The sequence below is a fragment of the Thiobacillus denitrificans DSM 12475 genome, from assembly GCF_000376425.1.
GTDB classification, from domain to species: Bacteria; Pseudomonadota; Gammaproteobacteria; order Burkholderiales; family Thiobacillaceae; genus Thiobacillus; species Thiobacillus denitrificans.
Genome location: NZ_AQWL01000004.1, coordinates 391445 through 402950, shown reverse-complemented (window position 1 = coordinate 402950; position 11506 = coordinate 391445). Strand labels below are relative to the sequence as shown.

Below are 11506 nucleotides of genomic sequence, written 5' to 3'. Positions count from 1 at the left end.
TGCTAATCGATTGATCTTTAACAATTTACAGCCGATAGGTGTGGGTGTTGATGCGGTAGTTGGACTGGTTTTTTATGGTCTGGCAACTAGCATAGATGCTCACACTTGAATCAAGCTCTGTTATTTATTTAGCGGAGCGAGTTTGAGTTGAGCGACAGAAGTATTTGAAGTAATAGCAGGTATTGAACTGAAGAGTTTGATCCTGGCTCAGATTGAACGCTGGCGGAATGCTTTACACATGCAAGTCGAACGGCAGCACGGGTGCTTGCACCTGGTGGCGAGTGGCGAACGGGTGAGTAATGCGTCGGAACGTACCGAGTAATGGGGGATAACGCGGCGAAAGTCGCGCTAATACCGCATACGCCCTGAGGGGGAAAGTGGGGGATCGCAAGACCTCACGTTATTCGAGCGGCCGACGTCTGATTAGCTAGTTGGTGGGGTAATGGCTCACCAAGGCGACGATCAGTAGCGGGTCTGAGAGGATGATCCGTCACACTGGGACTGAGACACGGCCCAGACTCCTACGGGAGGCAGCAGTGGGGAATTTTGGACAATGGGCGAAAGCCTGATCCAGCCATTCCGCGTGAGTGAAGAAGGCCTTCGGGTTGTAAAGCTCTTTCAGCTGGAACGAAACGGTACGCGCTAACATCGTGTGCTAATGACGGTACCAGCAGAAGAAGCACCGGCTAACTACGTGCCAGCAGCCGCGGTAATACGTAGGGTGCGAGCGTTAATCGGAATTACTGGGCGTAAAGCGTGCGCAGGCGGATTATTAAGCAAGACGTGAAATCCCCGGGCTTAACCTGGGAATGGCGTTTTGAACTGGTAGTCTAGAGTGCGTCAGAGGGGGGTGGAATTCCACGTGTAGCAGTGAAATGCGTAGAGATGTGGAGGAACACCAATGGCGAAGGCAGCCCCCTGGGATGACACTGACGCTCATGTACGAAAGCGTGGGTAGCAAACAGGATTAGATACCCTGGTAGTCCACGCCCTAAACGATGTCAACTGGTTGTTGGGGGAGTGAAATCCCTTAGTAACGAAGCTAACGCGTGAAGTTGACCGCCTGGGGAGTACGGTCGCAAGATTAAAACTCAAAGGAATTGACGGGGACCCGCACAAGCGGTGGATGATGTGGATTAATTCGATGCAACGCGAAAAACCTTACCTACCCTTGACATGTCCAGAACCCTGCAGAGATGCGGGGGTGCCCGAAAGGGAATTGGAACACAGGTGCTGCATGGCTGTCGTCAGCTCGTGTCGTGAGATGTTGGGTTAAGTCCCGCAACGAGCGCAACCCTTATCATTAGTTGCTACGCAAGGGCACTCTAATGAGACTGCCGGTGACAAACCGGAGGAAGGTGGGGATGACGTCAAGTCCTCATGGCCCTTATGGGTAGGGCTTCACACGTCATACAATGGTCGGTACAGAGGGTTGCCAAGCCGCGAGGTGGAGCCAATCCCAGAAAGCCGATCGTAGTCCGGATTGTTCTCTGCAACTCGAGAGCATGAAGTCGGAATCGCTAGTAATCGCGGATCAGCATGTCGCGGTGAATACGTTCCCGGGTCTTGTACACACCGCCCGTCACACCATGGGAGTGGAATCTGGCAGAAGTAGGTAGCCTAACCGCAAGGGGGGCGCTTACCACGCTGGGTTTCATGACTGGGGTGAAGTCGTAACAAGGTAGCCGTAGGGGAACCTGCGGCTGGATCACCTCCTTTCTAGAGAAAGCCGCGTCAACACTCACACCTATCGGTTGTTGTTTAGAAATCGTTTCGATTGACGAAACGGTGAAGCCGGGCTTGTAGCTCAGTTGGTTAGAGCACACGCTTGATAAGCGTGGGGTCGGAAGTTCAAGTCTTCCCAGGCCCACCAGTTGAGGGAAGCAAGATGCAGGATACAAGATGCAAGAGAGTAGGTTCTTGATTCTTGGGCCTTGGGTCTTGAATCTGAAAACGGGGGATTAGCTCAGCTGGGAGAGCACCTGCTTTGCAAGCAGGGGGTCGTCGGTTCGATCCCGTCATCCTCCACCAGTCACTAGGAGTTAGGGTCTAGGGGCCAGGGCTGGGATTTGTGTAGTACCTATCAGTGTGAATCGTAAGCAGTGAAGTCGATGACTTTAGTGCTTACGCTTTATGCGTAACGGCTGATCTTTAAAAATTTGGAAGAAGGTGATGCATTTGTGATGAATGCATCAACATGGGTTGAAATTGTATCGACCATTCTGTTGGGCGCCGAGCCTGGTGGAGTGGAAAGCAAACACACCTGTAATGCGAGACTTGATGTGCGCAAGCGTATTGAGTTCTCAAAATTATAGGGTCAAGCGACTAAGTGCATGTGGTGGATGCCTTGGCGACTACAGGCGATGAAGGACGCGTAAGCCTGCGATAAGCTTCGGGGAGCTGGCAATAGAGCTTTGATCCGGAGATTTCCGAATGGGGGAACCCACCCGTAAGGGTACTCCTGGCTGAATACATAGGTCAGGTAGAGCGAACCGAGTGAACTGAAACATCTAAGTAGCTCGAGGAAAAGAAATCAACCGAGATTCCCATAGTAGTGGCGAGCGAATTGGGAAGAGCCTTCATGATTTAGCATTCTTGTTAGTGGAACAGTCTGGAAAGTCTGGCCATAGTGGGTGATAGCCCCGTACGCGAAAACAAGAGTGTGGAACTAGGCATGAGACAAGTAGGGCGGGACACGTGAAATCCTGTCTGAACATGGGGGGACCATCCTCCAAGGCTAAATACTCGTAGTCGACCGATAGTGAACCAGTACCGTGAGGGAAAGGCGAAAAGAACCCCGGGAGGGGAGTGAAATAGATCCTGAAACCGCATGCATACAAACAGTGGGAGCCTCGCAAGGGGTGACTGCGTACCTTTTGTATAATGGGTCAGCGACTTACGTTCCGTTGCGAGCTTAACCGAATAGGGGAGGCGAAGCGAAAGCGAGTCTTAATAGGGCGCATAGTAGCGGGGCGTAGACCCGAAACCGGATGATCTATCCATGGCCAGGATGAAGGTGCGGTAACACGCACTGGAGGTCCGAACCCACTAATGTTGAAAAATTAGGGGATGAGCTGTGGATAGGGGTGAAAGGCTAAACAAATCCGGAGATAGCTGGTTCTCCTCGAAAGCTATTTAGGTAGCGCCTCATGTATCACTCACGGGGGTAGAGCACTGTAATGTTAGTGGGGGCCATTGCGGCTTACTGCGGCATAGCAAACTCCGAATACCGTGAAGTGCGAGCATGGGAGACAGACATCGGGTGCTAACGTCCGGTGTCAAGAGGGAAACAACCCAGACCGACAGCTAAGGTCCCAAATGACGTGCTAAGTGGAAAACGATGTGGGAAGGCATAGACAGCTAGGAAGTTGGCTTAGAAGCAGCCATCCTTTAAAGAAAGCGTAATAGCTCACTAGTCGAGTCGTCCTGCGCGGAAGATGTAACGGGGCTAAGCACGTAACCGAAGCTTCGGATATGCACTTTGTGCATATGGTAGAGGAGCGTTCTGTAAGTCTGCGAAGGTGTCTGGTAATGGATGCTGGAGATATCAGAAGTGCGAATGCTGACATGAGTAGCGATAAAGGGGGTGAAAAGCCCCCTCGCCGAAAACCCAAGGTTTCCTGCGCAACGTTCATCGGCGCAGGGTGAGTCGGCCCCTAAGGTGAGGCAGAGATGCGTAGCTGATGGGAAACGGGTCAAAATTCCCGTACTTTCGTTTACTGCGATGTGGGGACGGAGAAGGTTAGGTGAGCCGGGTGTTGGATGTCCCGGTTTAAGTGAGTAGGCAGATCCCTTAGGCAAATCCGGGGGGTTAATGTCGAGACACGATGACGGTGCTCCATTGGAGCCGAAGTCACTGATACCAAGCTTCCAAGAAAAGCCACTAAGCTTCAGGTAAACGAGAACCGTACCGCAAACCGACACAGGTGGGTAGGATGAGAATTCTAAGGCGCTTGAGAGAACTCGGGTGAAGGAACTCGGCAAATTAGCACCGTAACTTCGGGATAAGGTGCGCCCCGGTAGGTTGTAGTGATTTACTCGCGAAGGCCGATGGGGTTGCAGTGAAATGGTGGCTGCGACTGTTTAATAAAAACACAGCACTCTGCAAACACGAAAGTGGACGTATAGGGTGTGACGCCTGCCCGGTGCCGGAAGGTTAATTGATGGGGTGCAAGCTCTTGATCGAAGCCCCGGTAAACGGCGGCCGTAACTATAACGGTCCTAAGGTAGCGAAATTCCTTGTCGGGTAAGTTCCGACCCGCACGAATGGCGTAACGATGGCCACACTGTCTCCACCCGAGACTCAGCGAAGTTGAAATGTTTGTGAAGATGCAATCTCCCCGCGGCTAGACGGAAAGACCCCATGAACCTTTACTGTAGCTTTGCATTGGACTGTGACGGGACTTGTGTAGGATAGCTGGGAGCCTGTGAAGCGAGGACGCTAGTTCTCGTGGAGGCGACGTTGAAATACCAGCCTGGTGTCGTTGCGGTTCTAACCTAGGTCCCTTATCGGGATCGGGGACCGTGCATGGTGGGCAGTTTGACTGGGGCGGTCTCCTCCCAAAGTGTAACGGAGGAGTACGAAGGTCTTCTAGGTACGGTCGGACATCGTACTGATAGTGCAATGGCATAAGAAGGCTTGACTGCGAGACTGACACGTCGAGCAGGTGCGAAAGCAGGTCATAGTGATCCGGTGGTTCTGTATGGAAGGGCCATCGCTCAACGGATAAAAGGTACTCTGGGGATAACAGGCTGATTCCTCCCAAGAGTTCATATCGACGGGGGAGTTTGGCACCTCGATGTCGGCTCATCACATCCTGGGGCTGTAGCCGGTCCCAAGGGTATGGCTGTTCGCCATTTAAAGTGGTACGTGAGCTGGGTTTAAAACGTCGTGAGACAGTTTGGTCCCTATCTGCCGTGGGCGCTGGATATTTGACGGGGGCTGCTCCTAGTACGAGAGGACCGGAGTGGACGTGCCTCTGGTGTACCGGTTATGACGCCAGTCGTATCGCCGGGTAGCTAAGCACGGAAGAGATAAACGCTGAAAGCATCTAAGCGTGAAACTTGCCTGAAGATAAGATATCCCTTGCACCTTGAGTGCACTGAAGGGTCGTTGAAGACCACAACGTTGATAGGCGGGGTGTGGAAGCGCAGTAATGCGTTAAGCTAACCCGTACTAATTGCCCGTGAGGCTTGATCCTATAATTTTGAGAAGCATGCAGCGTGTGTATGCGATGCGGTCTCAACCCAACAAAACCTTCTTCCAGACGCACCGCGTGATTTGATTCAAGTCAGCGCGGTGTGAACAAGACAGTCGGCTGAGCGGTCGAAAGATCGCAAGGCACCCCGGACAATTCGAATGCGGGATCCAGGAAAACCTCGATCCCCACCCCTTTGTCTGACGACCATAGCAGAGTGGAACCACCCCTTCCCATCCCGAACAGGACGGTGAAACGCTCCCGCGCCAATGATAGTAGGCATTCGCCTGCGAAAGTAGGTCATCGTCAGACTCCTTATCCGTACCAAAAAGGTACAATAAAACCCCCTCATTCAGAGGGGGTTTTTTATTGGGAATTCGCCAGCTCAAGCCATGTAAAATCCGGCAGGTGAGCACCCGAACCAACAAAGCCCTGTTCCCGATCCTGCGCCGCCTGTCTGACGGCCGATTCCATTCCGGCCAGGCGCTGGCGCACGAATTCAGGCTTTCGCGAGCCAGTATCTACAACGTGCTTAACCAGTCGGAGTCGATGGGCTTGACGATCCACGCGGTGCGCGGGCGTGGCTACCGATTGCCCGATCCCGTGGAGTGGCTGGACGGCGATGTCGTCGCACGCCACCTGGGAACCGTCTCACCAGCTTATACGGTACGCGTATGCGACAGCGTCGATTCCACCAACACGGTTCTGATGTCTGCCGCCCTGAGCGGGGCTGCGGATGGCACGGTGTTGTGTGCCGAACACCAGCAATCCGGCAAAGGTCGACGCGGCCGGAATTGGTGTTCGGCGCTGGGGGGCAGTCTGACGTTTTCGTTGCTGTGGCGTTTCGACAACGGCCTGCAATCGCTGGCGGGACTGAGCCTCGCGGTGGGGTTGGCGATTGCGCGTGCGGTGAACCGCCACAGCCGCCACCCGGCGCGGCTGAAATGGCCGAACGATGTGCTGGTGGACTACCGCAAGCTGGCCGGGATTCTGGTCGAAGTGCAGGGCGACATGCACGGGGCGGCCTTCGCCGTGGTGGGTATCGGATTGAATGTCCGGCTGAGCGAGACGCAACGCGATGCGATCGATCAGGCGGTAGTCGATCTAGCCGAAATGGGAGTGACGACGGGGCGTAATCAATTGCTGGCAGACTGCCTGCATGAACTGCATGCCGTGGCAACCCTGTTCCGCCAGCGCGGCTTCGCGGCCTTGCGCGAGGATTGGCTGGCGCTGGATGCGTATGCCGGCAAGGCGGTAACGTTGCTGTTGCCGGATACCCGTAGCGTTCAGGGGGTGGCATCGGGCGTGGACGAAACGGGGGCATTCCTGCTGCGCGACAGGCAGGCCAACATGAACGCCTATAGTGGCGGCGAGATCAGCCTGCGACTGGATGCCGGGCGATGAGCGGACGCCGTCTGCTGATCGATGCAGGCAATTCGCGACTGAAGTGGGCGGTGAGCGAAGGCGGGCAGTGGCGCGATCAGGGCAATAACGATTACGCCGATTTGTCGGGCTTCATACAGCGCCTTGCGCCAGGAATCGACTGCATCATCGCCAGCGTGGCGCGCGCCACGCACGAGCGGCAGCTTGCTGCGCTGCTCGGGGCATCCGGCATCGTCCCCCGCTGGCTGATGGCTGAAGCCGGTTTTGCCGATGTGAAAAACACTTACATGGATCCTCGGCAACTGGGCGTAGACCGCTGGATGGGCCTGATCGCTGCGCGCCAGCGTACCCGTTCGCCCGTTCTGGTGGTGTCGGTCGGGACGGCGATGACGGTGGATGCCCTGGCGGCGGACGGGATTTTCCTGGGCGGGCTGATCGTGCCCGGCGTGTCCCTGATGCAACAGGCTCTGCAGCAGGGCACCGCGCGCGTGGCGGCATCGGCGGGGGCGTGCTGCGCATTCCCGCGCAACACGGCCGACGCGGTGCAGAGCGGTATCGTCGCCGCACTGTGCGGCGCGATTCAACATCAGTATGCGCACCTGGCTGACGTCGCCGGAGCGCCGCCGCACTGTCTGCTGACAGGCGGCGATGCAGAGAAGGTTTTGCCGCATTTGAAGATATCTGTCGAACATGTGCCCATGCTGGTACTGGAAGGCATCGATCGCGTTGCCAGGGAGGGTTTGCCACGATGAAATGGATAGTCTGGGCCCTGCTGGCCCTCAACCTTGCGGTGGCGGGATTTTTCATCGGGCGCGCCTATTGGCCGCAGGCGGCATCCGCGCAGAATGCACCGATGAACGTAGACCGCCTCAGCCTGCGCAGCCAGTCGACGCCGGCATCGAGCGTGACGCCGCCACAGCAGGCGGTGCGGGCTGAGGCCTTGTGTGTGGAATGGCGCGGGTTGAGCGGGGGGGAATACCCCCAGGCGCGCGAACAGCTCAAGGCGTTGGCGAACGAACGCGTGATGTCGTTTACCGAGGTGCCGCTGAATACCCGCTATTGGGTGATTTTTCCGCCGCTGCCCAGCGCCGAGTCGGCGGACGCCAAGCTGGGCGAACTGGCGGCGGCGGGCGTGCTGGATGTCTTTGTGGTGAGGGACGGTGTCTGGCGCAATGCCATTTCGCTCGGCCTGTACGCCAACGATGAAGCCGCGCGCCGGAGAGTGCGCGAAGTCGAGGGCAAGGGTGTGCTCGGCACGCGCGTCGAATTGCAGCCGCGCCAGGGCACGGAGTACTACTTCGTGATTCGCAGCGACGATCCGGACGCGCTGAAAAGCCTGGGCGGAATCAAGCAGGCCTATCCGAACAGCCAGCAGTCGCGGGTCGCCTGCCCGTTATAAAAGAGGCTACTGGAACAGGCTCTTGCTGCGCAGCAGGTAGTCCAGCGCAATGCCGCCGAATACCGCGGCACCGAGCCAGGTGTTGTGCAGAAAAGCGCGAAAGCATTGCTGCGGATCGCGTTGCCGGATCAGCTTCATATGATAAAGAGCGATCGCCGCCGCCGCCGCCAGCCCGCCGTAGAACGCCATGCCCATTTCCCGCTGTAGCCCGATCCAGGCGAGCAGTCCCAGCATCACCGCATAGCACACGGCAATGGCGGCCAGATCGTAACGGCCGAAGGTGATCGCCGAGGTCTTGATGCCGATCTTGAGATCGTCCGCACGGTCGACCATTGCGTATTGCGTGTCGTAGGCAATCGCCCAGAAGATATTGGCCGTCAGCAACAGCCCGGCCTCCGGCGGGACTTCTCCCCACAGCGCGGCATAGCTCATCGGGATGCCGAAGCCGAATGCGATACCGAGATAAGCCTGCGGAATCGCAAAGAAACGCTTGGTGAACGGATAGCTGGCGGCCAGAAACAGCGCGACGACCGACAGCCCCAGCACCAGATTGTTCAGCGGCAGGATCAGCAGAAACGCCAGCAGGGACAGGCCGGCCGCCAGCAGCAGGGCCTCCTTGGGCGATATTTTGCCGGTTGCCAGCGGGCGCTCGCGGGTACGCGCCACGTGCGGATCGAAATCGCGATCGGCGTAGTCGTTGATGACGCAGCCGGCCGAGCGCATCAGCACCACACCGATGACGAATATCCACAGGATCAGCCAGTCCGGATCGCCGTTGCTGGCGAGCCACTGCGCCCACAGCGTGGGCCACAGCAGCAGCAGGATGCCGATCGGCTTGTCGAGCCGCATCAGTTTCTCATAGTGGGACAGGCGTTCGGTCAGGGTCATAACGCGTAGATGGCGGGCAGAAAGACTTCGGTTACCAGTAGCGGGTGGCTGTTGAGGCAGAAAACGGAACGGCGCGCCCACAGGCTGCGCGCACTCACCATCTGCTGCCTGGCGGTGGCGCGGTACAGCGGATGATCGCGCCGCACGCGGCGGTAAGCCAGGGGCTGGCGCGCGACGCGATGGTCGCTGAACAGAGCTTCGCCGAGCGACCGGCTGCCCAGCTGCGTGATGCCGCTCCAGCCGCCACGCCGGCCGGCCGGCGGCAGTACGCTGTGGGCAAACACCACCGGCACTTCGTTGCACAGCAGCATGACTTCGCGCACATAGGCGCGGCTGCCCGGCGCCATGCCCAGCAGCGCGTATTCGTCGGCGTGGGCGCGCGCCATCCCGGTGGCAAGCGGCACGACGCGAAACGACGCGCAGCACGATTTGAGGCGCTGGGTGAGCGAACCGTGGTCGCTGAGCCAGCTGCGCAGCGAGCGCGGAAGCGAGTGCGGGTGGGCAAGCCAACCCTGCCGGGAATCGAGCACGGCGTGCGGTTCACAAAGCGGAAAGAGGGCATTATGCCGCAGCCGGCGATGAACGCGCGCTAGCTAGATCGACGACAGCGCCTGTCGCTGGCCGATCCAGCGATCCAGGTGGCGTGCGGCGATGTCAGGATGGCCGGCGAGACAGCGCTGAGCCAGATCGCGTGCGGCTTCCAGCAGCGCGACATCGCGTTCCAGATCGGCAAACCGCAGCATCGGCAGGCCGCTCTGGCGATGGCCGAGCAGTTCGCCCGGGCCGCGCAGCAACAAGTCCTGGCGGGCGATTTCGAAACCGTCGGTCAACTCGAAAATCACCTTGAGCCGGGCACGTGCGAGTTCCGACAGCGGCGTCTGATACAGCAGCACGCACACCGATTCGCGGCTGCCGCGCCCCACCCGTCCGCGCAACTGGTGCAACTGCGCCAGCCCCATGCGCTCGGCATGCTCGATCACCATCAGCGCGGCGTTGGGCACGTCGACGCCGACCTCGATCACAGTGGTGGCGACCAGTAGGTCGATTTCGTGCGACTGGAACGCCGCCATCACCGCCTGTTTCTCGTCCGGCTTCAGCCGTCCGTGCACCAGGCCGATGCGCAACTCCGGAAGCTGTGCCGTCAGCGCGACATAGGTGTCCTGCGCGGTCTGCAATTGCAGCTTCTCGGATTCCTCGATCAGCGGGCACACCCAGTAGGCCTGGCCGCCGGCGAGGCAGGCCTCGCGCACCCGGGCCAGCACATCGCCGCGGCGCGCGGCACTGACCAGTTTGGTGACGACTGGCGTGCGCCCCGGCGGCAGCGCATCGATGACGGATACATCGAGGTCGGCAAAAAAACTCATCGCCAGCGTGCGCGGGATCGGCGTTGCGCTCATCATCAGCTGGTGCGGCTCCGTACCCTTTTGCATCAGCGCCAGGCGCTGGCCGACGCCGAAACGGTGCTGCTCGTCGACTACAGCCAGGCCCAGGCGGGCGAAGCTGCCAGCCTCCTGGAACAGTGCGTGGGTGCCGAATGCCAGATCGACTTTACCTGCGGCAATTGCCTGCCACGCTGCGGCACGCTCGGCTTTGCGCTGGCTGCCCGACACCCAGGCGCAGCGCACGCCGAGCGCGGACAACAACGGCGACAATTTGCGGAAATGCTGTTCGGCGAGAATTTCCGTTGGCGCCATGAAGGCGGCTTGCAAGCCGTTTTCGATCGCCTGCAGGCAGGCCAGTGCCGCCACCACGGTTTTGCCGCTGCCGACATCGCCCTGCAGCAGGCGGCGCATCGGGTGCGGCTCGCCGAGGTCGGCGCTGATTTCCTGCCAGGCGCGTGCCTGCGCCGCCGTCAGCGCGAACGGCAGCGTGCCGATGAAGCCGGCGGTCAGCCGTTGCCGTCCCGGCAACGGCTGGGCCGGGCGTGACTGCCGTTGCCGGCGCGCACTGGCCAGCGAGAGCTGTTGCGCCAGCAGTTCGTCGAAGGCCAGCCGCTGCCACGCGGGATGGCGACGCGATTCGAGTTCGTTCAATGCGCATTCGAGTGGAGGCTGGTGCAGCAGGCGGATGCTGGTTTCCAGCCCGGGCAGATTCAGCGCGGCCAGCCACTCGGCGGGAAGGGTATCGGCAATCGGCGCGCTTAATGCGCGCTCGACCAGCTTGCGCAGCGTGGCCTGGCCGAGCCCGGCGGTGGTCGGATACACCGGCGTCAGCTGGTCCGGCAGCGGCGTGTCGTCGCCGGCCCTGGCGAAGCGCGGGTGCACCATTTCCAGACCGAGAAAACCGCCACGCACTTCGCCGATGAAGCGGAAGCTTTCACCCGGCTGGAACAGCTTGAGGTGGCTCGGATAGAAATTGAGGAAGCGGATGCCGAGCACGTCGCCGGCGGTGTCTGCCACCGACACGGTCAGCATACGGCGCGGGCGGTAGGCGACCCTGGCTTCGCGTACCACCGCTTGCACCTGCGCCGTCTGCCCCGGCAACAGGTCGCGGATCGGCGTCACGCGGGTTTCGTCCTCCCAGCGCAACGGCAGATGCAGCACCAGGTCGGCATCGCGGGCGAGACCCAGCTTGGCGAGTTTGGCGGCGAGCGCAGGACTGACGGGAAAGGAAAACGGCGAAGCCGCTTTCAAGGCGG

6 protein-coding genes, 2 tRNA genes and 3 rRNA genes are annotated in these 11506 nt (G+C 59.2%); 8 read left to right on the top strand and 3 right to left on the bottom strand.

Annotated elements, in window-relative coordinates; translation table 11 throughout:
* Nucleotides 1–184 precede the first annotated feature (184 nt).
* The 8 genes from B059_RS0108750 (at nucleotide 185) to B059_RS0108715 (ending at nucleotide 7980) form a co-directional block, all read left to right on the top strand.
* Nucleotides 185–1719 (top strand): 16S ribosomal RNA (locus B059_RS0108750).
* A gap of 77 nt (nucleotides 1720–1796) precedes the next feature.
* Nucleotides 1797–1873, top strand: a tRNA-Ile gene (locus B059_RS0108745).
* Nucleotides 1874–1955: 82 nt separating this feature from the next.
* Nucleotides 1956–2031 (top strand) — tRNA-Ala (locus B059_RS0108740).
* 284 nt (nucleotides 2032–2315) lie between these two features.
* Nucleotides 2316–5201 (top strand): 23S ribosomal RNA (locus B059_RS0108735).
* Between the two features lie 196 nt (nucleotides 5202–5397).
* Nucleotides 5398–5510: ribosomal RNA gene (gene rrf / locus B059_RS0108730) — 5S ribosomal RNA — on the top strand.
* Together the 16S, 23S and 5S rRNA genes with 2 tRNA genes alongside form the textbook arrangement of a ribosomal RNA operon.
* Before the next feature lie 96 nt (nucleotides 5511–5606).
* Nucleotides 5607–6602, top strand: a complete 996-nt coding sequence (locus tag B059_RS0108725; protein ID WP_018077866.1) for a biotin--[acetyl-CoA-carboxylase] ligase — start codon at nucleotides 5607–5609, stop codon at nucleotides 6600–6602.
* Nucleotides 6599–7333 carry a type III pantothenate kinase gene (locus tag B059_RS0108720; RefSeq protein WP_018077865.1) on the top strand — a complete coding sequence of 245 codons (735 nt, stop codon included), beginning with the start codon at nucleotides 6599–6601 and terminating at the stop codon, nucleotides 7331–7333. Before B059_RS0108725 ends, B059_RS0108720 begins: the two co-directional genes overlap by 4 nt.
* A complete protein-coding gene (locus B059_RS0108715; RefSeq protein ID WP_018077864.1) occupies nucleotides 7330–7980 on the top strand; it encodes a hypothetical protein in 651 nt (216 codons plus the stop codon). The genes B059_RS0108720 and B059_RS0108715 overlap by 4 nt, the downstream gene beginning before the upstream one ends.
* A gap of 6 nt (nucleotides 7981–7986) precedes the next feature.
* On the opposite strand, the gene ubiA is transcribed toward B059_RS0108715, so the two are convergent.
* The 3 genes from ubiA to recG all read right to left on the bottom strand — a co-directional run bounded on the left by ubiA (nucleotide 7987) and on the right by recG (nucleotide 11501).
* Nucleotides 7987–8868: a 4-hydroxybenzoate octaprenyltransferase gene (gene ubiA, locus B059_RS0108710; protein ID WP_018077863.1), complete on the bottom strand. Its 882-nt coding sequence runs from the start codon at nucleotides 8866–8868 to the stop codon at nucleotides 7987–7989.
* A complete protein-coding gene (locus B059_RS0108705) occupies nucleotides 8865–9398 on the bottom strand; it encodes a chorismate--pyruvate lyase family protein (RefSeq protein WP_018077862.1) in 534 nt (177 codons plus the stop codon). The genes ubiA and B059_RS0108705 overlap by 4 nt, the downstream gene beginning before the upstream one ends.
* Before the next feature lie 63 nt (nucleotides 9399–9461).
* Complete coding sequence (gene recG / locus B059_RS0108700) at nucleotides 9462–11501, bottom strand: ATP-dependent DNA helicase RecG (protein ID WP_018077861.1); 2040 nt, start codon at nucleotides 11499–11501, stop codon at nucleotides 9462–9464.
* Nucleotides 11502–11506: the final 5 nt, after the last annotated feature.

Bases quoted from the DNA above. Each gene is read 5' to 3' on its own strand.
- ubiA (WP_018077863.1), bottom strand. From the start codon at position 8,868: ATGACCCTGACCGAACGCCTGTCCCACTATGAGAAACTGATGCGGCTC.
- B059_RS0108715 (WP_018077864.1), top strand. From the start codon at position 7,330: ATGAAATGGATAGTCTGGGCCCTGCTGGCCCTCAACCTTGCGGTGGCG.
- B059_RS0108720 (WP_018077865.1), top strand. From the start codon at position 6,599: ATGAGCGGACGCCGTCTGCTGATCGATGCAGGCAATTCGCGACTGAAG.